At 67.1% G+C, this 23,479-nt stretch carries 17 protein-coding genes; 10 read left to right on the top strand and 7 right to left on the bottom strand.

The features are described 5' to 3' along the window. Window positions 1–12: 12 nt before the first annotated feature. The 4 genes from ACZ9AQ_RS05250 to ACZ9AQ_RS05235 form a co-directional block, all read right to left on the bottom strand. Entirely contained in the window at window positions 13–879 is an 867-nt protein-coding gene (locus tag ACZ9AQ_RS05250; protein ID WP_429202231.1) for a branched-chain amino acid ABC transporter permease, read from the bottom strand. 79 nt (window positions 880–958) lie between these two features. After that, complete coding sequence (pcaF, locus tag ACZ9AQ_RS05245) at window positions 959–2,161, bottom strand: 3-oxoadipyl-CoA thiolase (RefSeq protein WP_429202233.1); 1,203 nt, start codon at window positions 2,159–2,161, stop codon at window positions 959–961. A gap of 2 nt (window positions 2,162–2,163) precedes the next feature. Beyond that, complete coding sequence (locus tag ACZ9AQ_RS05240; protein WP_429202235.1) at window positions 2,164–2,814, bottom strand: CoA transferase subunit B; 651 nt, start codon at window positions 2,812–2,814, stop codon at window positions 2,164–2,166. A 23-nt stretch (window positions 2,815–2,837) separates the two neighbouring features. Further along, entirely contained in the window at window positions 2,838–3,503 is a 666-nt protein-coding gene (locus tag ACZ9AQ_RS05235; RefSeq protein ID WP_429202236.1) for a 3-oxoacid CoA-transferase subunit A, read from the bottom strand. A gap of 223 nt (window positions 3,504–3,726) precedes the next feature. On the opposite strand from ACZ9AQ_RS05235, the gene ACZ9AQ_RS05230 reads away from it, so the two are divergent. After that, complete coding sequence (locus ACZ9AQ_RS05230; RefSeq protein ID WP_429202238.1) at window positions 3,727–4,581, top strand: IclR family transcriptional regulator domain-containing protein; 855 nt, start codon at window positions 3,727–3,729, stop codon at window positions 4,579–4,581. A gap of 158 nt (window positions 4,582–4,739) precedes the next feature. On the opposite strand, the gene ACZ9AQ_RS05225 is transcribed toward ACZ9AQ_RS05230, so the two are convergent. Then, on the bottom strand, window positions 4,740–5,840 hold the full coding sequence (locus tag ACZ9AQ_RS05225) for a porin (protein ID WP_429202240.1): 1,101 nt from the start codon (window positions 5,838–5,840) through the stop codon (window positions 4,740–4,742). Between the two features lie 192 nt (window positions 5,841–6,032). Here ACZ9AQ_RS05225 and ACZ9AQ_RS05220 point away from each other — a divergent pair, with 192 nt between their 5' ends. Then, window positions 6,033–7,208: an ABC transporter substrate-binding protein gene (locus ACZ9AQ_RS05220; protein ID WP_429202242.1), complete on the top strand. Its 1,176-nt coding sequence runs from the start codon at window positions 6,033–6,035 to the stop codon at window positions 7,206–7,208. 63 nt (window positions 7,209–7,271) lie between these two features. Here ACZ9AQ_RS05220 and ACZ9AQ_RS05215 read toward each other — a convergent pair whose 3' ends face one another. Continuing rightward, complete coding sequence (locus tag ACZ9AQ_RS05215) at window positions 7,272–7,757, bottom strand: MarR family winged helix-turn-helix transcriptional regulator (protein WP_429202244.1); 486 nt, start codon at window positions 7,755–7,757, stop codon at window positions 7,272–7,274. A 91-nt stretch (window positions 7,758–7,848) separates the two neighbouring features. On the opposite strand from ACZ9AQ_RS05215, the gene ACZ9AQ_RS05210 reads away from it, so the two are divergent. From ACZ9AQ_RS05210 to ACZ9AQ_RS05175, 8 genes are all read left to right on the top strand, one after another. Further along, window positions 7,849–8,685, top strand: coding sequence for a p-hydroxycinnamoyl CoA hydratase/lyase (locus ACZ9AQ_RS05210; protein WP_429202246.1), 837 nt, complete (start codon window positions 7,849–7,851; stop codon window positions 8,683–8,685). Between the two features lie 108 nt (window positions 8,686–8,793). Continuing rightward, a complete protein-coding gene (locus tag ACZ9AQ_RS05205; protein ID WP_429202247.1) occupies window positions 8,794–10,239 on the top strand; it encodes an aldehyde dehydrogenase in 1,446 nt (481 codons plus the stop codon). An 11-nt stretch (window positions 10,240–10,250) separates the two neighbouring features. Then, entirely contained in the window at window positions 10,251–12,134 is a 1,884-nt protein-coding gene (locus ACZ9AQ_RS05200) for a feruloyl-CoA synthase (protein WP_429202249.1), read from the top strand. 23 nt (window positions 12,135–12,157) lie between these two features. Then, the gene (locus ACZ9AQ_RS05195; RefSeq protein ID WP_429202251.1) at window positions 12,158–13,324 is read left to right on the top strand and encodes an ABC transporter substrate-binding protein; all 1,167 of its coding nucleotides are present in this window, start codon (window positions 12,158–12,160) and stop codon (window positions 13,322–13,324) included. Between the two features lie 118 nt (window positions 13,325–13,442). Beyond that, the gene (locus ACZ9AQ_RS05190) at window positions 13,443–15,173 is read left to right on the top strand and encodes a tannase/feruloyl esterase family alpha/beta hydrolase (protein ID WP_429202252.1); all 1,731 of its coding nucleotides are present in this window, start codon (window positions 13,443–13,445) and stop codon (window positions 15,171–15,173) included. 249 nt (window positions 15,174–15,422) lie between these two features. Further along, window positions 15,423–16,994, top strand: coding sequence for a tryptophan halogenase family protein (locus ACZ9AQ_RS05185; protein WP_429202254.1), 1,572 nt, complete (start codon window positions 15,423–15,425; stop codon window positions 16,992–16,994). Between the two features lie 236 nt (window positions 16,995–17,230). After that, window positions 17,231–17,473: a hypothetical protein gene (locus tag ACZ9AQ_RS05180; protein WP_429202256.1), complete on the top strand. Its 243-nt coding sequence runs from the start codon at window positions 17,231–17,233 to the stop codon at window positions 17,471–17,473. A gap of 251 nt (window positions 17,474–17,724) precedes the next feature. After that, the gene (locus tag ACZ9AQ_RS05175) at window positions 17,725–20,787 is read left to right on the top strand and encodes a TonB-dependent receptor (RefSeq protein ID WP_429202258.1); all 3,063 of its coding nucleotides are present in this window, start codon (window positions 17,725–17,727) and stop codon (window positions 20,785–20,787) included. Window positions 20,788–20,982: 195 nt separating this feature from the next. Here the strand turns inward: ACZ9AQ_RS05175 and ACZ9AQ_RS05170 are convergent, their stop codons facing one another. Further along, complete coding sequence (locus ACZ9AQ_RS05170) at window positions 20,983–23,382, bottom strand: glycoside hydrolase family 3 N-terminal domain-containing protein (RefSeq protein ID WP_429202259.1); 2,400 nt, start codon at window positions 23,380–23,382, stop codon at window positions 20,983–20,985. Window positions 23,383–23,479 lie beyond the last annotated feature (97 nt).

The raw sequence follows: 23,479 nt of genomic DNA, 5'->3' as shown, positions 1-23,479 counted from the left end.
TGGAATAGTCGCTCATGCTTTCCTCCGTACCAGACCGAACGGGAACAGAATCAGGAGCACGACCATCAGCGTGTAGATGACGAAGGCGCCCACTTCGGGCACGTAGTACTTGCCGGCGACGTCGAACACGCCGAGGATCAGCGCGGCGATCAGCGGTCCCTTGATCGAGCCGGCGCCGCCGACGGCGACCACCAGCAGGAAGTAGACCATGTACTTGACGGGGAAGCTCGGGTCCAGGCCCAGCACGTCGATACCCAATCCTCCGCCCAGGCCGGCGAGACCCGAACCGAGCGCGAAGGTCAGCGAAAAGACGCGGCTGACGTTGATGCCGAGACCGGCGGCGGCGGTCTGGTTGTCGACCGAGGCGCGGATCTGGGCGCCGAAGCGGGTACGCTCGATCAGCAGGTACAGGCCCAGCGTGATCAGCACGACGACCGCGATCAGGAACAGCCGGTAGGAACCCAGGTCCAGGCCCAGCACGTGGACCTGGCCGCGCAGCCAGTCGGGCAGGTTGACCGGTTGCTGGGTCGGGCCGAACAGGAAGGTGGCGCCGGCCACCGCCATGAAGGTCAGGCCAATCGAGAACAGCACCTGGTCGAGGTGGCTGGCCTTGTACAGCCGGCGGTACAGCGTGCGTTCGAGGACCAGGCCGACGACCGCCGCGGCGATGAAGGCCAGCGGCAGCGTGGCCAGGAAGGGCAGCCCGAGCTTGCCGAGCAGGGTGACGCAGACGTAGCCGCCCACCATGGCAAAGGCGCCGTGCGCCAGGTTGACGAAGTTCATCAGGCCCATCGTGACCGACAGGCCGACGCTAATCAGGAACAACAGGCTGCCGTAGGCGATCCCGTCGAAGAGCACGCCGATGAAGTTGCCGATCATGGCTGCCTCCCGCGTGAGGTGTGGTGCTTGTTCATTTTGTCTCCTGCTACTCTGTTACTCGAATCGGTGAAAACCGCTGTCAGACGCGTTCGATCACCATGGCGATGCCCTGCCCGACCCCGATGCACATGGTGCACAAGGCGTACCGTCCGCCCGTCCGGTGCAGCTGATACACCGCCGTCGTCACCAGGCGCGCGCCGCTCATGCCGAGCGGATGGCCCAGCGCAATGCCGCCGCCGTAGGGATTCACGCGCGGATCGTCGTCGGCGATGCCCAGGTCGCGCAGGACGGCCAGCGCCTGCGACGCGAACGCTTCGTTGAGCTCGATGATGTCCATCTGGTCCAGGTGCATGCCGAGCTGCTGCATCAGCTTCCTGGTGGCCGGCGCCGGGCCGATGCCCATCACGCGCGGCGGCACGCCGGCGGTGGCCATGCCGACGATGCGCGCGCGCGGACGCAAGCCGTATTTTTCCATGGCCTCTTTGCTGGCCACCAGCAGCGCCGCCGCACCGTCGTTCACGCCCGAGGCGTTGCCGGCGGTAACGCTGCCCTCGGGATGCACGACCCCTTTCAGTTTCGCCAGCGCTTCCATGCTGGTCTCGCGCGGGTGCTCGTCCTGGGCGAAGACGATGGGCTCTCCTTTCTTCTGAGGGATCAAGACCGGCACGATTTCGTCCGCATACAGGCCCTCTTTCTGGGCGCGCGCCGTCTTCTGCTGGCTGGCCAGGGCGAAGCGGTCCTGGTCCTCGCGCGAGATCTGGTAGTCGTTTGCCACGTTCTCGGCCGTTTCCGGCATCGAGTCGGTGCCGTACAGCGCTTTCATCTGCTTGTTGGGGAAGCGCCAGCCGATCGTGGTGTCGAAGAGCGCGGCCTGGCGCGAGAAGGCGCTGTCGGCCTTGCCCATCACGAACGGCGCGCGCGTCATCGATTCGACGCCGCCGGCGATCATCAAGCGCGTCTCGCCCGACTTGATGGCGCGCGCGGCGATGCCGATCGCGTCCATCCCGGAGCCGCACAGGCGGTTCACGGTCGTGCCGGGCACGTCCGGCGGCAGTCCCGCCAGCAGCGAAGCCATGCGGGCCACGTTGCGGTTGTCTTCGCCGGCCTGGTTGGCGCAGCCGAACACCACGTCGTCGACGGCGCTCCAGTCCACGCCGGGGTTGCGCTGCATGAGTTCGCGCAGCGGCACCGCGCCCAGGTCGTCGGCGCGCACGTCCTTGAGCGCGCCGCCGTAGCGGCCGATGGGCGTGCGGATCGCGTCGACAATATACGCTTCAGTCATGTTCATCCTTTCGATTCGGGGGCCAGGAGGGGTGCGCTGGTGGCCGCCTGCAAGGCTTCAAAAGAGAGGCCCGGCGCCATTTCGCGCACGACCAGGCCATTCGGGGTGACGTCGAGCACGGCCAGATCGGTGTAGATGCGGTTCACGCAGGCCACACCGGTCAACGGGTAGGTGCATTCGCGCACGATCTTGCTTTCGCCCTGCTTGGTCTGGTGGTCCATCATCACGAACACCTGCTTGGCGCCGATCGCCAGATCCATCGCGCCGCCCACGGCGGGGATCGCGTCCGGCGCGCCGGTGTGCCAGTTGGCCAGGTCGCCCTTTTCCGAGACCTGGAACGCGCCCAGCACGCAGACGTCGAGGTGACCGCCGCGCATCATGGCGAACGAGTCGCCGTGGTGGAAGTAGGCGCCGCCGGTAAGCAGGGTGACCGGCTGCTTGCCGGCGTTGATCAGGTCGTCGTCTTCCTCGCCCGGACCTGGGGCCGGCCCCATGCCGAGCAGGCCGTTCTCGCTGTGCAGGAAAACTTCGCGATCGGCCGGCAGGTAGTTGGCGACCTTGGTCGGCAGGCCGATCCCGAGGTTGACATACGCGCCTTCGTGGATGTCCTGCGCCACGCGGGCGGCGATCTGGTCGCGGGTGAATCGGTTCATTGGGCTGTGGTTCAGTGGGCTGTTCATGCTGCCTCCTTCACGACACGCTGCACGAAGATGCCAGGCGTGACGATGACTTCCGGGTCGAGTTCGCCGAGCGGGACGATCTCGGCCACCTGGGCGATGGTGGTCTTGGCGGCCATCGCCATGATCGGGCCGAAGTTGCGCGCCGTCTTGCGGTACACGAGGTTGCCCCAGCGGTCGCCGCGCAGCGCCTTGATCAGCGCGAAGTCGGCGTGGATCGGCGACTCGAGCACATAGTGACGGCCGTCGATCAGGCGCGTTTCCTTGCCTTCGGCCAGCAGTGTGCCGTAGCCGGTCGGGGTGAAGAAGCCGCCGATGCCGGCGCCGGCGGCGCGGATGCGTTCGGCCAGGTTGCCCTGCGGCGTCAGTTCCAGCTCGATCTCGCCGGCGCGGTACAGGGCGTCGAAATGCTGCGAGTCGGTCTGGCGCGGGAAGGAGCAGACGATCTTGCGGACCCGCCGGGCCTTGAGCAGCGCCGCCAGGCCGGTGTCGCCGTTGCCGGCATTGTTGTTGACGATCGTGAGCTCGCGCGCACCTTGCGCGATCAGCGCGTCGATCAGCGCGGACGGCATGCCGGCGTTGCCGAAGCCGCCGATCATGACGGTTGCGCCGTCGTGCACGTCGGCGACGGCGCGCTCCAGCGATTCATAGGTTTTGTCGATCATGTGTTCACCTTGGTGTTCCCTGTCGTGCGCCCTGTGGCGACGGCGCAGCCTGAATGTCGAGCTTGAATATCGCGCTCGAATTTCGAGCTTGATTGAATTTTCGAAATGTTCGATAATCGAACTAATGATTGATTACCGACCAAATCAGTGTAGTGGCACGGCGCCCGAAAGGTCAAGAAAAAATCCCAATCAAAGCGCCCTGCCCTTGCATTAAAATCGCGCCATGAAAAAACCGATAAGCAAAGCACCCGCGACGGCCGCCGCCGGCCCTGCCGGCCTGCACGAGGAACGCGAGGCGACCATCGCCGAGCAGATCGACGCGATGACCGATCCGAGCTTCATGACCTCGCTGGCCCGCGGCCTGGCGGTGGTGCAGGCCTTCAGCGACTCGGGCAAACCCCAGACCATCGCCCAGATCAGCCAGAAGACCGGCATCCCGCGCGCCGCCGTGCGCCGCTGCCTCTACACGCTGCAGCAACTCGGCTATGTCGACGCCGAACTGAACAACTTCTCGCTGCGCCCGAAAGTGCTGACGCTCGGCTACTCCTACCTGTCGTCGACGCCGCTGACCGTCTCCAGCCAGCCCTACCTGAACGCCATCAGCCGCGAGCTGGGAGAGTCGTGCTCGCTCGCGGTGCTCGACGACGGCGAGGTGCTGTACGTGGCGCGCTCGGCCACTTCGCGCGTGATGTCGGTGGCCCTGAACACGGGCAGCCGCCTGCCGGCCTATTGCACGTCGCTTGGCCGCGTGATGCTGGCGCACCTGCCGCCCGAGGCCCTGGACGACTATCTGGCGCGCGTGAAGCTGCGCCCCATGACGGACAAGACCGTCACCAGCCAGAAGCGCCTGCGCGAGATCCTGCTGCGCGTGCGCCGCGACGGCTACGCCGTCAACGACGAGGAACTCGAACTGGGCTTGCGTTCGATCGCCGTTCCGGTGCGCGGGGCGACCGGCCAGGTGCTGGCCGCGCTCAACGTCGGCGCCCAGGCCGGCCGCGTGAGCGTCGAACGCATGCGCGAGGAGTTCCTGCCCATCCTGCAGCGCGGCGCGCAGGAACTCTCGGTGCTGTTGCCGTAATGCTTTCGAAGCTTCCCCCCATCTGTCACGCGACGTCCCCGCGCCTCGAGAAACCGTAGCGAGCGGAAGGAGCTTCGGTCGAGGAGCGCAGCCGTACAAACGTACGGCGAGCACCGCAGACCGAAGATCCGACGCGCAGTAGGTTGATCGAGGCGCGTTCAGAAGTGGTGACGCAGGCCCGCCATGACGCCGTTCTGCGCCAACCCAACCCCGACGGTGCCGCCGGCATCGAGCGCCACCGCCGAGGCGCCGTCGTTGTCCATGCGGCCCACCGCCGTGTAGACGAAGGTGCGCTTCGACATCGCGTAGGTCAGGCGCGCAACCAGCATGTCGACGTCCGAGTCCGAGTCCTTGGTGTCGCGGCGCGCGACCTGGGCGTCGATCGTGAAGGCGCCGATCGGGTGGCTGACGCCGAAGTAGTACAGGTTCGATTCGGTTTGCCCGGTCACGGCATTGAGTTCGCGCGCGATGACGCCGCCGCCCAGCTTGGTCGGACCCAGCATCAGGTAGCCGTTGACGGTGGCACGGATGTCGGTGTTGGCGCTGGTGGCCAGGCCACCGGCCGCGCCGGTGTTGCCGTACATGCGGTCATACGTGGCATTCAGGCCGAAGGCCTTGGTCTCGTAGCCGATCAGGCCGGTGTACTGGCGGCAGGCCTTGGCGTTGCCCGCCACCTCGCCGGGACAGTTGGTCGCGGCAGGACCGCCGGCGCTTGAAGCGTCGCGCCCGAAGCTGTAGGTCGCGCCCAGCACGAAGCCACTGAAATTGCCCATGTAGCCGATCGCGTTGTCGCTGCGCGCATTCGGCAGGTAAGGATCGATGCTGCCGATGGCGAACAGGTGCGGTCCCAGCACGTCGGTCTTCAGTCCCGCGATGTAGGTCATGTTCTGCTGGCGACCCACCGTCAGCGTGCCCCACGCGCCTTTCAGGCCGACGTTCGCCGCCCGCCCGAACAGGCGGCCGCCCTGCTGCTGCGCCCCCGTGTCCATCGCCAAGCCGTTCTCGAGCACGAAGAACGCCTGCAGCCCGCCGCCGAGATCCTCGGTGCCGCGAAAGCCGATGCGCGACGGGAAGGAGCTGGTAAGCGACGGCATCTTGGTGACCGAATCGCCCGCGCTGTTCACGTTCGTCATGCGGGCCAGGCCGCTGTCGACGATGCCGTAGAGCTGGACCGTGGCCTGGGCGTGGGCGAAGGTGGTGGCGCAGGCGGCGGCGATACCGCATACCAGCGCGGCGGCGCTGCAGGTGGTGTTCTTCATGTTGTCTCCGTGGTTTTTATGGGTCGTGCGATTATCGAACAAGAAGTTGTTAATCGAACGTGTTTTAGATACTATTGACGTCGCCGAAGGTTGTCAACAATATGAGGCAGCCTGATATGATCCGTGTCGACAACGACACACCGATGCCTGGCCCACCAGGCATCGGACAAGACCCACCACAGGAGACAAAACATGAAATACACGACGATTGCCGCCGCAACCGCGCTCGCTGCCGCCACCCTCGCCTTCGCGCCCGGGGCGCATGCGCAGGACACCATCAAGGTCGGCGTCATCGCCGCGTTTTCCGGACCGTTCGCCGACTACGGCAAGCAGATGCAGGGCGGGATCAAGGCCTGGATGGCCCAGCACGGCGACACGGTGGCCGGCAAGAAGATCCAGATCATCTACAAGGACACCACCGGTCCGGCGCCGGAAGTCGCCAAGCGCCTGGCGCAGGAACTCGTCGTGCGCGACAAGGTCGACTTCCTGGCGGGCTTCGGCCTGACGCCGGAAGCCCTGGCCGTGGCGCCGATCGCCCAGCAGGCGAAAAAGCCGATGATCATCATGAACGCGGCCACCTCGGTGATCACCACCAGGTCCGATTACATCGCGCGCTTTTCGATGACGCTGCCGCAGATCTCAGCGCCCATGGCCGACTGGGCCGTCAAGAACAAGGTGAACAACGTGGTGACCGTGGTGGCCGACTACGGCCCCGGGATCGACGCCGAAAAGGCCTTCAGCGAGCGCCTGGTGAAAAACGGCGGCAAGATCGTCGACGCGATCCGCGTCCCGCTGCGCAACCCGGAATTCGCCCCCTTCATCCAGCGCATCAAGAACATCAAGCCGGACGCCGTGTTCGTCTTCGTGCCGGCCGGCGAGCAGAGCATCGCCTTCATGAAGGGCTACCGCGAACGCGGCCTGGCGGAGGCCGGCATCAAGGTCATCGCCACCGGCGACCTGACCGACGACCACGTGCTGCCGGCCATGGGCGACAACACGCTGGGCGTGATCACCACCTTCCACTACTCGGCCGCGCACAAGTCGCCCGAGAACGAAGCCTTCCTGAAGAGTTTCGCCTCGGCCAACCCGCAGGGCGGCCGCCCGAACTTCATGGCGGTGGCCGCCTACGACGGCATGAACGCGATCTACCAGGTCAGCAACAAGCTGGGCGGCAAGATCGAGGGCGACAAGGCGATGGCGGTGCTCAAGGGAATGAAGATCCAGAGCCCGCGCGGGCCGATCATGATCGACCCGGCCACGCGCGACGTGGTGCAGACGGTCTACGTGCGCAAGGTGGAAAAGGTGAACGGGCAGCCGTACAACGTGGAGTTCGACCAGTTCGCGAACCAGAAGGATCCGGGCAAGTAACACCCGGGCGCCGGCGCGCCATCAGGCCCGCCGGCGCCATGACCGCAGGCCTCAAGCGCGGCCTTACGCCTCCAGCGCGCTCAGCGCCTTGACCGCCCCGCGCAACTGCGCCAGCAGCTGCGCCCTTGCGGCCTCGTCCAGATCCGGGAACATCGCCCGCTCCACCTCTGCCACCTTTGGATCGCACTGCCCCAGCACCGCATGCCCGGCCGTGGTCAGGTTGATCTGGATGATGCGCCCGTGCGCCGGATCGGGCGTGCGCGCGATCCATCCCTTCGCTTCCATCTGCTTGACCATCTCGTTGGCCGACTGCGGCGAAATCATCGTGCGCGTGGCGAGCTGGGCGTTCGACAGGGACCCGTGCGCGCGAAACACGGACAGGGCCGTGTACTGCGGCACGGTGAGGCCGGCCGGCGCCAGGCTCTCGCGCAGGCGCTGGCTCAGTATGTGGTCGAGACGCCCGACCAGGTACGCCAGGCCGATCGGCTTGGCGGTGGAGACGGCGGCGGGGGCCCTGGATGCCGGTGAAGGTTTTTTTGAAATAGTCATGAAAAAGTGCTTGTCAGCGAAATCAGCTCGGCATAGTATAAGCCGTATATCAGGCAGCCTGATAATATTCTTACTACTGAGGAGACATTGTATGTCCAAATACGCTGCGCGCTGGCAAACCGTCGAAGTGGAAGTCGCGAACGGTATCGGCTGGATCACCCTGAACCGTCCGGAGAAGCGCAATGCCATGAGCCCGACGCTCAACCGCGAGATGATCGACGTGCTCGAAACCCTCGAGCTGGACGACGATGCGCAGGTCGTGGTGCTGACCGGCGCGGGCGAGGCCTGGACCGCCGGGATGGATCTGAAGGAATACTTCCGCGAGACCGACGGCAAGCCCGAAATCATGCAGGAGCGGATGCGCCGCGACTGCTCGCAGTGGCAATGGAAGCTGCTGCGCATGTACAGCAAGGCGACCATCGCCATGGTCAACGGCTGGTGCTTCGGCGGCGCGTTCTCGCCGCTGGTCGCCTGCGACCTGGCGATCGCCGCCGACGACGCCGTGTTCGGCCTGTCGGAAGTGAACTGGGGTATCCCGCCGGGCAACCTGGTCAGCAAGGCCGTGGCCGACACCATGGGCCACCGCCAGGCGCTGCACTACATCATGACCGGCGACACCTTCACCGGCAAGGAAGCGGCCGCCATGGGGCTCGTCAACAAGAGCGTGCCGAAGGACCAGCTGCGCGCCGCCGTCATCGAACTGGCGAACAAGCTGCTCGAAAAGAACCCGGTGGTGCTGCGCTATGCGAAGGTCGGCTTCAAGCGCTGCCGCGAGCTGACCTGGGAACAGGGCGAGGACTACCTGTACGCCAAGATCGACCAGTCGAACTTCCGCGATCCGGAAAAAGGCCGCAAGGAAGGCCTCAAGCAGTTCCTGGACGACAAGACGATCAAGCCGGGCCTGCAGACCTACAAGCGCCAACCGTGAGCCGCGCGGCGTAGCGGTCGATCATAATAATTGCGAATAATAAATACACCGCGCGGCGCCCGCAACCGGGCAGCCGCCTACCATCGAAGTTGACAGAGGAGACCTCTGATGTTCCAAGCAGACCTGCTGCTGAACGGGCAAGCCCGTCCCGCATCGAACGGCGCCACCTTTGAGCGCCGTAATCCCGCCACCGGCGACGTCGCCACCCGCGCCGCCGCCGCCACCCTCGACGATGTCGACGCCGCCGTCGCCGCCGCAAAGGCGGCCTTCCCCGCCTGGTCGGCCATGGCGCCGGGCGAGCGCCGCACCCTGCTCCTGCGAGCGGCCGACAAGATGGAAGCGCTGCGCGGCCAGTTCGTCGAAACCGCCGTGGCGGAATGCGGCGGCGCGCCGATGTGGTACCAGTTCAACGTGACGCTCGCGTCCAACATGCTGCGCGAAGCGGCGTCCATGACGACCCAGATCAGCGGCGAAGTCATTCCGTCCGACGTGCCGGGTTCGCTCGCCATGGGCGTGCGCCAGGCCTGCGGCGTCGTGGTCGGCATCGCGCCCTGGAACGCGCCGATCATCCTCGGCACGCGCGCGCTCGCCATGCCGCTCGCCTGCGGCAATACGGTCATCCTGAAAGCGTCCGAGATGTGCCCGCTGCTGCACCGCCTGATCGGCCAGGCGTTCGTCGACGCCGGCTTCCCGCAAGGCGTGGTGAACGTCATCACCAACGCCCCGGACGACGCGCCGCAGATCGTCGAGCGCCTGATCGCCGCTCCGGCCGTGCGCCGCATTAACTTCACCGGTTCGACCAAGGTCGGACGCATCATCGCCCAGCAGGCGGCGAAATACCTGAAACCGGTGCTGCTGGAACTGGGCGGCAAGAACCCGGTCGTGGTGCTGGACGACGCCGACCTCGATGCGGCGGTGGAAGCGGCGGCGTTTTCCGCCTTCTTCAACCAGGGCCAGATCTGCATGTCGGCCGACCGCATCCTGGTCGACCGCAAGGTCGCCGACGCGTTCATCGGCAAGCTGGCCGCCAAGACCGCGACCCTCAAGGCGGCCCGCAGCGACGCCCCGCTGGCCGGCATGATCGACCCGGGCGCGGCCGAGCGCGTGCAGGCGATGCTGGACGACGCCAGCGCCCGCGGCGCGGCGGTGACCCGGTCCGGTCCTGGCGTGGAAGGCAACATCATGCAGCCGGCGATCGTCGACAACGTCACGCCCGAGATGCTGGTCTACCAGGAGGAATCGTTCGGCCCGATCGTCTCGGTGCTGCGTTTCGACAGCGACGAGGAAGCCATCCGCATGGCCAACGACAGCGAATACGGCCTGTCCGCGGCCGTGTTCAGCCGCGACATCGGCCGCGCGATGGCGCTGGCCCGGCGCATCGAGTCGGGCATCTGCCACATCAATGGCCCGACCGTGCATGACGAAGCGCAGATGCCCTTCGGCGGCGTCAAGGGCAGCGGCTACGGGCGCTTCGGCGGCAAGGCGGCCATCGCCGAGTTCACCGACCTGCGCTGGATCACGATACAGACCACGCCGCGCCACTTCCCGATCTGAAGGGGGCTGCCATGACCCAATCAACGATTGTGGCGGGCGGTGGCACTGATGGGCTCGCAGCTGGGACGCATGCGCGGCGGCATGTCGACCTCGGCAATCCCGAAGTCGCCGCCTACCAGGTGGACGGCGCCTGGCATCTCGACGCGGTCACGCCGCTCGCGCCCTTCCCCGCGCGCTTCACCGACCGGCTGGTCGAGGGCGCGCGCGCGCACCCGGAGCGCACGCTGGTGGCGCGGCGCGGGCTTGATGGCGAATGGATCCGCCTGTCCTATGCGAAGGTGCTGGAAAACGCGCGCCGCATCGGCCAGGCCCTGCTGGACCGCGGCCTGTCGGAGCAGCGCCCGCTGGTCATCCTGTCGGGGAACGACCTCGAACACTTCCAGCTCGCCCTCGGCGCCATGTATGCCGGCATCCCCTATTCGCCGCTGTCCCCGGCCTATTCGCTGGTGGCGACCGACCCGGCCAAGCTGCGCGACCTGATCGAGCAGTTGACGCCGGGCGCGCTGTTCGCCAGCGACGGCGCGGCCTATTCGCGCGCCATCGAGGCCGTGCTGGCGCCGGACATGGAACTGATTCTGGCATCAGGCGACGTGCCGGGACGCCCGGCCACCGCCTTCGCGTCGCTGCTCGCCACCGAACCCACCACCATCGACGCCCGCAACGCACAGGTGGGGCCGGCGACCATCGCCAAGTTCCTGTTCACCTCGGGCTCGACCAAGAAGCCGAAGGCGGTCGTGACCACCCACGGCATGCTCAGCAGTAACCAGCAGATGCTGCTGCAGACCTTCCCCTTTTTTGGCGCGGAGCCGCCGGTGCTGCTCGACTGGCTGCCCTGGAACCACACCTTCGGGGGCAGCCACAACGTCGGCATCGTGCTCTACAACGGCGGCACGCTCTACCTCGATGACGGCCGGCCGACGCCGAAGGACTTCGCCACCACCCTGAGGAACCTGCGCGAGATCGCCCCGACCGTCTACTTCAACATCCCGGTGGCCTGGGAGATGCTGGCCGAGGCGCTGGAAACCGACGACCAGTTGGCCAAGACCTTCTTCTCGCGCGTGAAACTGTTCTTCTGCGCCGGGGCCGGGCTGTCGCAGGCCGCGTGGGAACACCTGGACCGGGTCGCGCTCGCGCGCTGCGGCGAGTCGATCCGCATCATGACCGGCCTGGGCATGACCGAAACGTCGCCGTCGTGCACCTTCGGCACCGGGCCGATCCTCAAGGCCGGCTACGTCGGCGTGCCGGCGCCGGGCTGCAAGGTGAAGCTGGTGCCGCTCGCCGGCAAGCTCGAGGCCCGCTTTCACGGTCCGCATGTGACGCCCGGCTACTGGCGCGCGCCGCAGCTCACGGCCGAGGCCTTCGACAGCGACGGCTACTATTGCACCGGCGACGCCCTGCGCTTCGTCGACGAGGCGCATCCTGAACTGGGCTTCATGTTCGACGGACGCATCGCCGAGGACTTCAAGCTCAGTTCTGGCACCTTCGTGAGCGTCGGTCCGCTGCGCGCGCGCGTCATCAGCCAGGGCGCGCCCTACGTGCAGGATGCGGTGGTCACGGGCCTGAACCGGCACGCGATCGGCCTGCTCGTGTTCCCGCGCATGGACAACTGCCTGGTGCTGTCGGAGCTGCCGCCCGGCGCTGCGGCGGCCGAGGTGCTGGCCAGCGAACCGGTGCGCGCTTTCTTCACAGGTCTGCTGGCGACCCTGAACGTGGATGCGGGCGGGTCGTCGAAGCGGGTCGAGCGCATGCTGCTGCTGGCCGAGCCGCCCTCGATCGACGCCAGGGAGCAGACCGACAAGGGATCCATCAACCAGGCCGCGGTGCTGCAGCGGCGCGCGGCCCTGGTCGATGCGATGTATGACGGAACCGAACCCGGCACCATCGTTGCTGCATGAAACCTAAAAAACACGGAGACAACATGAAACTGCACACCCTGGCCTGCCTTGGCCTTGCCATCCTGCCTCTCGCCAGCGCCCCCGTTCTCGCGCAGGACACGATCAAGATCGGCGTCATCGCCGCGCTCACGGGGCCGTTCGTCAACATCGGCAAGCCGTTCGAGGACGGGATCAAGACCTACATGAAGCTGCACGGCGACCAGGTCGCCGGCAAGAAGATCCAGGTCATCTACCGCGACGACGGCGGCAGCAACGTCGAGCACTCCAAGCGCGCGGCCCAGGAGCTGATCGGCCGTGAAAAGGTCGACTTCCTGATCGGCTTTTCGCTGACGCCGAGCGCGCTGGCGGTGGCGCCGGTGGCGACGCAGGGCAAGACGCCGATGATCGTCATGAACGCGGTCACGACCGGCATCACGTCCAGGTCGCCCTACATGCTGCGCACCTCGATGACGATGCAGCAGATGACCGAGCCCTTCGGCACCTGGACCGCGCAGAACAAGATCGGCAACGTGTTCTCGCTGGTGACCGACTACAGCACCGGCCACGACGCCGAGGCGAAGTTCGCCAAGGGCTTGACCGAGAGTGGCGGCAAGATCATCGGTTCCTCGCGCATCCCGCTGGCCAATCCCGACTATTCGCCGTTCGTGCAGCGCGTGAAGGACGCCAAGCCGGACGCGGTCTTCTTCTTCGCGCCGGGGGCCGAAGACGGCGCCGGCATGCTCAAGGCGTACAGCGACAAGGGACTGGACAAGGCGGGCATCAAGTTTCTCGGCGTGGGCGACATGACGAGCGACAGCCCGACCCTGGAGGCGCTGGGCGAGCGTGCGCTCGGCGCGGTCACGGTGCTCAATTACTCGACCGCGCTCGACAACGAGGCCAACAAGATCTTCCTGAAAGCCTACGCTGACGCCAATCCGGGCCGTCCGGCGCCCACGTTCGTCACCGTCGCGGCCTACGACACGATGGGCATGATCTATGAAACCGTCCGCAAGCTGGGCGGCAAGGTCACCGGCGACGCGGCGCTGAAGGTGCTGTCGAACATGAAGTGGAACAGCCCGCGCGGACCGATCAGCATCGATCCGAAGACCCGCGACATCGTGCAGAACATGTACATCCGCGAGGTGAAGAAGGTCAACGGCAAGCTGGTGAACCAGCCGATCGGCGTCCTGAAGGACGTCCGTCCGGACTGAGCGCCGCTCTCCGACGTAACTGCTGCGCGCCCCTGCCGGGGCCGCGCAGCCGCACAGCGCACAGCCGCACATCCGACGTTTCGACACGATCTGTTACCCCGCAGAGGAGACATCACGCATGAACGCCCGACACCTCGGCATCGTCGCCGCCCTGACCACGTCGCTGGGCCTGGCCGGCTGCAGCGACGATGACGCCCCCGTCCCGCCGCCCGTCGCACCCGCTCCGCCCGTGCAGGGCGCGCCGCTCCCCCGGCTGGCCCCGGCCGTCGGCGCCGCGCTCGGCGCCTGTGCCGAACTCGCAACCCGCATCAGCTATCCCGACACGCACATCACCGCCGCCAAGCCGGTCGCCGCCGGCGCCCTCGCCGTTGCCGGCAAGCCGGTCGCGGCCCACTGCCAGGTCACCGGCCAGATGCTGCGCAGGGTCAGCCCGGTCGACGGCGAGCGCTACGCGATCGGCTTCGAGATGCGCCTGCCGCTCGACTGGAACGGGCGCATGTTCTACCAGGCCAACGGCGGCGTCGACGGCAGCGTCGTTCCCGCCACCGGCCCGGCCGGCGCCGCGGCGCTCGACAACGCGCTGAACATGGGCTTTGCCGTCATCAGTTCGGACGCCGGCCACGGCGCCCCGACACCGTTCTTCGGGCTCGACCCAGAGGCCCGCCTCGACTACGGCTACGCCGCGGTCGGCAAGCTCACGCCGATGGCCAAGAGCGCGATCCAGGCCGCCTATGGCAAGGGCCCCGACCGTTCCTACATCGGCGGATGCTCGAACGGCGGGCGCCACGCGATGGTGGCGGCAAGCCGCTACGCCGACCAGTACGACGGCTTCCTGGTCGGGAACCCCGGCTACCGCCTGCCGCTGGCGGCGATCGCCAACATCGCCGGCGCCAAGACCTACGCGGCGCTGGCCAGCACGCCGGGCGAACCCGCCACCGGGTTCACCCAGCCGGAACGCGCCCTCGTGTCGAACGCGGTGCTCGGCAAGTGCGACGCGCTCGACGGCGCCACGGACGGCATGATCCAGGACGGCGCCGCCTGCCAGGCCGCGTTCGACCTGCAGCGCGACGTGCCGACCTGCAGCGGCGCGCGCGACGGCGCCTGCCTGAGCGCGGCGCAAAAGACCGGCATCGGCGCGCTATTCGCGGGCGCCAGGACCGGCTCCGGCGCCACCATCTACACCAGCTTCCCCTACGACGCCGGGTTGGCGGCGAACGGCTGGGCCAGCTGGAAGTTCAGCGCGCCGATCAACCTGGATTCCGGCGCGGTCGCCTTCATCTTTTCGGCGCCGCCGGAAGACCCGGCAAGCTTCGACGGCCGCGACTTCGTCCTGACGCGCAGCCTCGACCAGATGCTGGCACGGATCAACGCCACCAGCGCGCGCTTTCCCGAGAACGCCATGTCCTTCATGACGGCGCCCGACGCGACCAATCTCGGCAAGCTCAAACAGCGCGGCGCCAAGATGCTGGTCTACCATGGCACCAGCGACCCGATCTTTTCCAGCGACGACACCCGCGACTGGTACCGGGGCCTGGCCACGGCCAACCTGGGTGACGCATCGAACTTCGCCCGCTACTTCCCGGTGCCCGGCATGAACCACTGCGCGGGCGGCCCGGCCACCGACCAGTTCGACATGCTGACGCCGCTCGTGAACTGGGTCGAGCATGGCCAGGCGCCGGACAGCGTGACCGCCAGCGCCCGCGGCGCGGGCAATGCCGCGGGCGTGAACGCCGACCTGCCGCCAACCTGGTCGGCGACACGCACGCGGCCCCTGTGCCCGTTCCCGCAGGTGGCGCGCTACAAGGGCAGCGGCAACGTCGAGGACGCGGCCAGCTTCGCCTGCCGATAGCGCTGCCCCGCAAACGGATTGACGCCACGCCGGCCTGGGCCGGCGGGCGTCCGTGCGCCCCGCCGCACTCTCCAACGACACCCCGACCCGCCACGCGGCGTCGCGGCCGCGCGAAAACTGCACAACATCGTTTGTTATGCGCAAACATTTTGATTGCGCGGCCATCGGAACCTGCCCTACACTTCCCGTCGTATGCAGAACACGCCGTGACAGGCACGCCCTGCGGCGGGAACCGGAACAGGAGACGACATGAACGACAAACCGATCCGCCGGATCGTGATCGTGGGCGGCGGCACCGCCGGCTGGATGACCGCCGCCCCGCTGGTGCAGCGCCTGGCGCGGCGCGCCGGCGCCCCCTGCGAGGTGACCCTGGTGGAGTCGCCCGAAATCGGCACCATCGGGGTCGGCGAGGCGACCCTGCCCACCATCCGCTTCTACAACGCCGCGCTGGGCCTGGATCCCGACGACTTCGTGCGGCAAACCCGGGCCAGCTACAAGCTCGGCATCGAGTTCAGGGACTGGGGCCACGTCGGCAACCGCTTCTTCCATGGCTTCGGCGACTTCGGCCCTTCGCTCGGCAAGCACCCGACCCACATGTTCTGGCTGCGCATGGCCAGGGAGTTCAACAACATGCCTGCGCTGGAGAACTGGTCGGTGTCCGCGATGATGGCGCGCCAGTCGAAGTTCGCGCCGCCGGACAACCGCACGCCCTCGGTCAGCGACGCGTATTCGTATGGCTACCATTTCGACGCTGGCCTGTACGCCGGTTACCTGCGCGACTACGCCGTGGCGCGCGGCGCCCGGCGCATCGAGGGCATGGTGGTCGAGGTCGAGCGGCACCCGGACAACGGCTTCATCACGGCGCTCAAGCTGCGCGACGGGCGCCGGCTCGAAGGCGACCTTTTCATCGACTGCTCGGGCTTTCGCGGCCTGTTGATCGAGGGCGCCCTGAAAGCCGGTTACGAGCACTGGAGCGGGCAGCTGCCATGCGACAGCGCGCTGGCCGTCCCCTGCGCCGCCGCAGGGACGGCCAGCGCGCTGTCGCCCTCGCTGTCGCCCTCGCTGTTGCCCTCGCTGTTGCCCTATACCCGCTCCACCGCCAAGGACGCCGGCTGGATCTGGCGCATCCCGCTGCAGCACCGCACCGGCAACGGCCACGTCTACAGCAGCGCCTTCACCAGCGACGATCGGGCGCGCGAGGCGCTGCTCGCCTCCCTCGACGGCGCCGCGCTCGACGAGCCGCGCCAGCTGCGTTTCGTGACCGGCCGCCGGCGCAAGTCCTGGATCGGGAATTGCGTGGCGGTGGGCCTGGCCGCCGGCTTCGTCGAGCCGCTCGAATCGACCAGCATCCACCTGATCGAGACCGCGGTAGGCAAGCTGCTCGAACTGTTCCCGGACCGTGACTGCCGCCCCGAACTGGCTGACGAGTTCAACCGCGTCATGGGCATGCGCTACGAATCGGTGCGCGACTTCATCATCCTGCACTACAAGCTGACGCAGCGCGACGATTCGGAATTCTGGCGCTACTGCGCCAACATGCCGATTCCGGATTCGCTGCGCCACCAGATCGCGCTGTTTCGCGAGACCGGACGGGTGACCATCCTGGACCACGACGGCTTTGCCGAGCCGTCCTTCGTGGCCATGCTGATGGGGCTCGGCGTGGTCCCGAAGCGCTACGACCCTTTCGTGGACGCGCTGGACATGCGCCAGGTGCACGGGCACTTCGCCGGCGTGCGCGACATGATCGGCCAGGTCGTGAGCCGGATGCCGGAACATCGCGCCTACATCGCGCACCAGGTGCGGCCGCCCGCGGCCGCCTGATTCACCGCCCTGCCCTCGACCGGATCAGGGCCGTCGGCCGCGCCATTCGCCCCGTGACGACGCCCGCGTGAGGCTGGGCGCTGGGCCATGCCAGGCGCGCGCCCCGGACTGCCTGGCGCTACCCGCCTTATCCGACGGGGCTCGGCATGGCGCGCCGCTGTCGTCGGGCCGAAAGTACTCCGGAGTAAAAATGTTCACGCTACCATTCATATGCCTGCCTGTGCTCCCTGGCGTCCATGAAAACCTTTCATGGGCTGCGCGTTCGCCAGCCTGCAACGCCGCAGCCGAGCCGGCGCCGCACCACGTCGCAGCGCGCCAGACTGCGGGCGCCGCGCCGCATGCGGTTGCTCTTCCTCCTATGGGAATCAGGTAGCCCGACCCTGGAAGCGGTGGCTAAAACAACAACCTCAAAAAAAACCGACTTGGATGAAACCGATTTCTTGACGAGCGCGGCGCAATTACGTACGGTAGACATGTAGACAGACCGAACATTGTTACCAGGCACCCTCGCAGCGCAAGTGCTTCTCTCGTAGCGACATTCGGGACGCGCCCGGCTGCGCCCAGCGCTTTACCGCATTAACTGTTGTGTATTCACAAAAACTTCAGATGAACAGGAGGTCGGCAGAATCTTTATGGTAGCGTATAACAAATAGTGTTAGTGACAGCCCGATTCATCATGGCGCGTGACAACCTGTTGGATAAAAAAAATTACCTAAATTACGGAGACAACGTGAGAAAGTTCCAGAGAACAGTGATCGCCGCGGCGGTTGCGCAGACTGCCGTCCTGTACAGCGGCGCAGTATGGTCCCAGTCCACCGACACCACCGCCGCCGATCCCGGCGCGCCGAACGCGGCCGTCGTCAAGGTGACCGGCCAGCGCGCGGCGCTCCAGTCGGCCCAGAAGCTCAAGCAGGATTCCGACGAAGTGGTCGACTCGATCGTCGCCGAAGACATCGGCAAGCTGCCCGACCGTTCGATCACCGAGGTGCTCAGCCGCGTGGTCGGCGTGACCATGGACCGCAGCGCGCCGAACGACCCGCAGCACTATGCGGTGGAGGGTTCAGGCATCGCGATCCGCGGCCTGACCTACGTGCTGTCCGAACTGAACGGCCGCGAAGCCTTCTCGGCCAACGGCGGGCGCTCCCTGAGCTTCAGCGACGTTCCCCCCGAGCTGATGGCCGGCGTCGACGTGTACAAGAATCCGTCGGCGGAGCACATCGAGGGCGGCATTTCCGGCATCGTCAACCTGCGCACCGCGATGCCGTTCGACTTCAAGGGCTTCAAGGGTTCGGCCACGGTCAACACCAGCTACTCGGAGCTGCTCAAGAAGCGCGCCGACCCGAGCGGCTCGCTGCTGTTTTCGAACCGCTGGACCACGCCGCTCGGCGAGGTCGGCGCCCTGATCGACCTGGCCTCCTCCAAGACCAACACCCGCAACGACGCGATGTACGTCGCGCCCTACTACCCGCACGTCGACGACATCGTTCCAGGCAGGACCATGTGGGTGCCCAAGGGCGCCGAATGGCGCTCGCAGGAATTCAACCGCAACCGCAAGGGCGACTACGCGGCCTTGCAGTGGCGCCCCATGCGCGACCTGACCGCCGGCCTGACCTATTTCCGCTCGCGCTACCGCGAAGACTGGTCCGAGCGGGCCCTGCTGACCCAGGAGAGCAACCCATACGACATGCAGGTGCAGGACGGCGTCTGGAGCGATACCGGCGCGCTGCTGGCCGGCACCTGGTCCAATCCGGAAAACGGCGGCGTCAACTACAACAGCGACCGCCGCGTGTCCGACCGCAGGTCGAGCACCCAGGACATCGCCCTGAACCTCCAGTGGCGCGTGTCGCCCAACTGGACCGTGGTCACCGATTTCCAGCGCATCAAGGCCCGCACCAACGGCTTCGATTCGGACGTGGCGACCGGGATCAAGGTGCCGAGCCAGAGAGTGGACTTCCGCGGCGACCAGCCGACGTTCAGCTTCAGCCCGGCCGACCTGGCCCATTTCGCCGATCCGGCGAAATACTACTGGGCCTACACCATGGAGCACCTGGACAACTCGGTCGCCGACAGCAAGGCGTGGAAGACCGACGTCAGGTACGACTTCGATCACCCGGTGCTGCGCGACGTCCGTTTCGGCGTGCGCCTGCAGAACCGCGATTCGCTCAACCAGAACACCAATCCCGACTATAACTGGCAGGGCGTGACCCAGCCGTGGATGATCGGCTCGCGCATCCCGCACGAGGCATTCCTGAACGACCCGCGCTTCGCCGGCGGCGCCTCGCTGGTCGGGCAGCCCAACTTCTTCGGCGGCGACGTGACCATCCCGGGCGTGTGGTTCCCCGACGACGCCGTGGCGCGCGGCTACCCGGACAGCTATGCCAGGCTGCACGGCTACCAGGCCGTCCTGTGCGACGAGCTGACCGCCATCCAGGGCTGGAACAGTTGCACCCCCTGGAAGCCGGCCGGCTTCGCCAACGACCCGGCCAGCATCAACCGGCAGAGTGAAAAGAGCCGCGCCTTCTATACCCAGGCCCGCTTCAGCTTCGACGACCTGGGCTATCCGATCGACGGCAACATCGGCGTGCGCTACGTGAAGACCTCGTCGAACGCCTTCGGCTACACGGTCTTCTCCCCGACCGTGCCGACCATCCCGGAGGGCGCAAACGTGCGCGGCGCCGAACTGATCCCGAACATCCCGGCCTTCGCGCAGCGCCAGGACTACGAGAACGATTACCACAACTGGCTGCCGAGCCTGAACCTGCGCTACAAGGCCGCGGACAACCTGCAGTTCCGCTTCGCCGTGGCCAGGTCGATGTCACGCCCCGACTTCAGCCAGCTGAGGGCCTACACCTCGCTGTCGCAGTCGGTGCGCTCGACCACCACCGGTGGCGGCGACACCGGCCTGCCGACCACGGTGACGTTCAACGGCGTCAACCTGGTCGGCACCGGCCAGGGCAACCCGAACCTGCGCCCGGCCACGGCCACCTCGGTCGACCTGACCGCCGAGTGGTACTTCGCCAAGGCCGGTTCGCTGACTTTCGCGCTGTTCAACAAGGACATCAAGAACATCATCGTCAACCAGAACTACAACTACGTGGTGAAGGACGCCGCCGGACAAGACCGCCAGTTCCTGGTCACCGGCCCGACCAACGGCGCGCACGGCTACGCCCGCGGCTTCGAGCTCGCCTACCAGCAGTACTTCGACTTCGTGCCGGAGTGGCTGCGCGGCATCGGCACCCAGCTCAGCTTCACCTACGTCGACAGCGAGCGCAAGCTCGACAACCCGGTCTCTTCCGAATGGTGCAGCGGTGGCGAAGGCGCGGACAACCTGAACCTGTCGATCAACGGCTGCGACGTCGACATGCGCTCGTTCGGCAACCTGCCGCTGCAGGGCCTGTCGAAGCAGACCGTCAACCTCGCCCTCATGTACGAGCGCGGACCGGTCCAGGCGCGCCTGGCCTACAACTGGCGCTCGCGCTACCTGCTGGGGGTGAACACCTACGGCACCCGCGGCACCGACGCGCGCGACATGAACCCGGCCAGCCCGACCTACGGCACCTACAACGGCGACAACAACCAGGCCTTCGGCCTGCCGCTGTGGATGGATGACTATGGCCAGCTGGACGGTTCGTTCTTCTACAACGTCACCCCGAAGCTGCGCATCGGCGTGGAAGCGACGAACCTGACCGACACCACGGTCAAGCAGCTGATGCAGCAGCACGTGGGCATGCTGGGCCGCGCCTGGTTCAAGACCGGCCGCAGCTTCGGCGTGCGCGCGTCCTACGACTTCTGATCCCGGTCGCTTCCAGCGCAAGACAACGCGGGCCGCAAGCGGCCCGCGTTTTTTTTGATTGCCGGAGTTCGCAGAGAGCACATCCCAGGCGCATCCAGGGCGCAAGCGCCCGGGCGCGACCGCGCCCTCCCGCCCGAGGCGAGCAGACAGAGGCCGCCTGCCTGTCCCCAGGCGGCGGCCAGCACGTTGCCTGGTTTACGCCACCGTCAGGGTCGCCTTCTTGAGCTCGACGCTGTTCGGTCCCACGAAGATGGAGAACGTGCCCGGCTCGACGACACGCTGCATGCCGGTGTCGAAGAACCACAGATCGCCCGGTCCGATGTCGAAGCCCAGGCTGCGGGTTTCGCCGGGCTCCAGGGTCACGCGCTGGAAGCCCTTCAGCTCCAGCAGCGGGCGAGTGACCGAGCTGACGTCGTCGCGAATATACAGTTGCACGACCTCGTCGCCGCGCCGGTTGCCGACGTTGCGCACCTCGACCCGCACCCGGGTGCGGCCGTCCACGCCGATGCGCGCGGGCGCCAGCGTCGGCGCCGAGATCTCGAAGCGCGTGTACGAGAGGCCGAAGCCGAACGGGTACAGCGGCGTGGTGACCCCGTCGATGTAGCCGCGGCGCGTGCTCGGCTTGCGGTTGTAGTACATCGGCAGCTGCCCCGGATCGCGCGCGATCGAGACCGGCAGCTTGCCGCCCGGGCTGGCCCGCCCGAACAGCAGGTCGGCCACCGCGTGGCCGGTCTCCTGGCCCAGGTACCAGCATTCGAGCAGGGCGTCGGCGCGCTCGGCGAGCAGCGTGGCCGACAGCGGGCGGCCGTTGAGCAGCAGTACCACGGTCGGCTTGCCCAGCGCGAAGATCGCGCGCGCCAGGTCGTTCTGCTGGCCCAGCAGGTCGAGCGTGATGCGGTCGCCCAGGTGGTTGTCGGCCCACGCTTCGCGCGCCGTCATTTCGTTGTCGCCCAGGACCATGACGATGGTGTCGGCCGCTTTCGCCGCCTCCACCGCTTCGGCGATCAGGCGCGCGTTGACTTCCGGCTTCGTAAAGATGATCTCGGCCTTGCCCCAGATCCGTTCTTCGGTCAGGCGCACGCCTTCCGCGTAGGCCAGCGCGAAGCCGTGCGCGCGCGCTTCCTCCTGCAGGCCCTCGTAGACCGAGACCACGTGGCGCGGCACATCCGAATAGCCGCCGATCGGGGTATCCCTGGCATGGGCGCCGAGCAGCAGCAGCTTGCCGACCTTGTCCGCCTGCAGCGGCAGCAGGCCCTTGTCGTTTTTCAGCAGCACCGCGCTGCGTCGCGCCGCCTCGCGCGCAAGCGCGATCGCGTCCGGGGTGGCGGTGCGGGCATCGGCCTGGGCCGCGTCGGCATACGGATGCTCGAACAATCCGGCGTCGAACTTCAAGGTCAGGGTGCGGCGCACGGCGTCGTCGATCTCCTTGAGCGCGACCTTGTTCTCGCGTACCAGCTCGGCGAGGGTCAGGAAGCCCAGCGGATCCGGGGTTTCGACGTCGACCCCGGCCTGGATGGCGCGCAGCGTCGCTTCCTTGGGCGTGGCGGCCAGGCTGTGGCGGGTGACCAGTTCGTTGATCGCCATGTAATCCGACACGGTGACGCCCTCGAAGCCCCACTCCTTGCGCAGCACGTCGGTGAGCAGCCAGCGGTTGGCGTGCGACGGCACGCCGTCGATCTCGTTATACGAGGGCATGACGGCCGCGATCTTCGTCTCGCGGACGATCTTTTCGAAGGGCGGGAAGAAATCTTCGCGCAGGGCGCGCTCGCCGACGTTCGCCGGGCCGATGTTGGTGCCGCTCTCAGGCTGGCCGTGGCCGGTCATGTGCTTGAGGGTCGCATGCACCTTGCCCGGTGCGAGCGGCAGCGTCTCGCCCGAGAAGCCGATCACGGCGGCCTTGCCGATCACGCCGCACAGGTGCGGATCTTCGCCAAACGTTTCCTCGATGCGGCCCCAGCGCGGATCGCGCGCCACGTCCACCACCGGCGCCAGCGCCAGGTTGGCGCCACGTGCGCGCATTTCGCGGGCGGCGACCGCGAACACCCGGGTCACGAGGCCCGGATCGAAGCTCGACGCCAGGCCGATCGCCTGCGGGAAGCTGGTCGCTTCGCGCGCCGCATAACCGTGCAGCGCTTCCTCGTGCATCAGGACCGGAATACCCAGCCGGGTCCGCTCGAGCGCCCATTTCTGCACCGCGTTCACGTACTCGGCGGTCTCGCGCGGGCCGCGATTCACGGTCTGGCCGGCGTCGCCGGCGACGTTGGCGCCGCTGCCAAGCTGGCGGTCGGACGGGCGTGCGAGCATGCCCACCCCGTGCGGGAGTGCGGCGGCAGCCTTCTCGCCCGAGAAGCTGCTGTCCGCGTTCTGCACGGCGACTTTTTTCTGCCATAGGCACTGCATCTGCGCGATCTTCTCGTCGAGCGTCATGCGCCCGAGCAGGTCTTCGACCCGCGCCCGCACCGGTGCGCCGCCCTGCCGGTAGAGCGGGGCCCCGCCCCTGGCAGCGGCGCTGGCGACGCCCGGCACGCTGCCCAGGCCGGCAAGACCGGCCGCGCTGCCGGCCGAGGCCAGGAATTGTCTGCGTTTGATGCCCATAGAGATGGTCTCCGCTGCTGAGTGGTCGCTTATCGTTATTGCCGCTGGTGAACGGCACTGGCTGCGCGGTACGGGGCTCTTAAGCCCCTACAAACAT

This window comes from Massilia sp. UYP34 (assembly GCF_056279385.1).
Note: the sequence above shows the minus strand (reverse complement) of the source record. Positions and strands in the feature narration are given on the sequence as shown.

What these genes read in the sequence shown, in the direction of transcription:
- ACZ9AQ_RS05230 (WP_429202238.1), top strand. Translation starts at nt 3,727, where the DNA reads ATGAAAAAACCGATAAGCAAAGCACCCGCGACGGCCGCCGCCGGCCCT.
- ACZ9AQ_RS05205 (WP_429202247.1), top strand. Translation starts at nt 8,794, where the DNA reads ATGTTCCAAGCAGACCTGCTGCTGAACGGGCAAGCCCGTCCCGCATCG.
- ACZ9AQ_RS05185 (WP_429202254.1), top strand. Translation starts at nt 15,423, where the DNA reads ATGAACGACAAACCGATCCGCCGGATCGTGATCGTGGGCGGCGGCACC.
- ACZ9AQ_RS05220 (WP_429202242.1), top strand. Translation starts at nt 6,033, where the DNA reads ATGAAATACACGACGATTGCCGCCGCAACCGCGCTCGCTGCCGCCACC.
- ACZ9AQ_RS05190 (WP_429202252.1), top strand. Translation starts at nt 13,443, where the DNA reads ATGAACGCCCGACACCTCGGCATCGTCGCCGCCCTGACCACGTCGCTG.
- ACZ9AQ_RS05180 (WP_429202256.1), top strand. Translation starts at nt 17,231, where the DNA reads ATGAAAACCTTTCATGGGCTGCGCGTTCGCCAGCCTGCAACGCCGCAG.
- ACZ9AQ_RS05195 (WP_429202251.1), top strand. Translation starts at nt 12,158, where the DNA reads ATGAAACTGCACACCCTGGCCTGCCTTGGCCTTGCCATCCTGCCTCTC.
- ACZ9AQ_RS05200 (WP_429202249.1), top strand. Translation starts at nt 10,251, where the DNA reads ATGACCCAATCAACGATTGTGGCGGGCGGTGGCACTGATGGGCTCGCA.
- ACZ9AQ_RS05215 (WP_429202244.1), bottom strand. Translation starts at nt 7,757, where the DNA reads ATGACTATTTCAAAAAAACCTTCACCGGCATCCAGGGCCCCCGCCGCC.
- ACZ9AQ_RS05235 (WP_429202236.1), bottom strand. Translation starts at nt 3,503, where the DNA reads ATGATCGACAAAACCTATGAATCGCTGGAGCGCGCCGTCGCCGACGTG.
- ACZ9AQ_RS05225 (WP_429202240.1), bottom strand. Translation starts at nt 5,840, where the DNA reads ATGAAGAACACCACCTGCAGCGCCGCCGCGCTGGTATGCGGTATCGCC.
- ACZ9AQ_RS05170 (WP_429202259.1), bottom strand. Translation starts at nt 23,382, where the DNA reads ATGGGCATCAAACGCAGACAATTCCTGGCCTCGGCCGGCAGCGCGGCC.
- ACZ9AQ_RS05240 (WP_429202235.1), bottom strand. Translation starts at nt 2,814, where the DNA reads ATGAACCGATTCACCCGCGACCAGATCGCCGCCCGCGTGGCGCAGGAC.
- ACZ9AQ_RS05250 (WP_429202231.1), bottom strand. Translation starts at nt 879, where the DNA reads ATGATCGGCAACTTCATCGGCGTGCTCTTCGACGGGATCGCCTACGGC.
- pcaF (WP_429202233.1), bottom strand. Translation starts at nt 2,161, where the DNA reads ATGACTGAAGCGTATATTGTCGACGCGATCCGCACGCCCATCGGCCGC.
- ACZ9AQ_RS05210 (WP_429202246.1), top strand. Translation starts at nt 7,849, where the DNA reads ATGTCCAAATACGCTGCGCGCTGGCAAACCGTCGAAGTGGAAGTCGCG.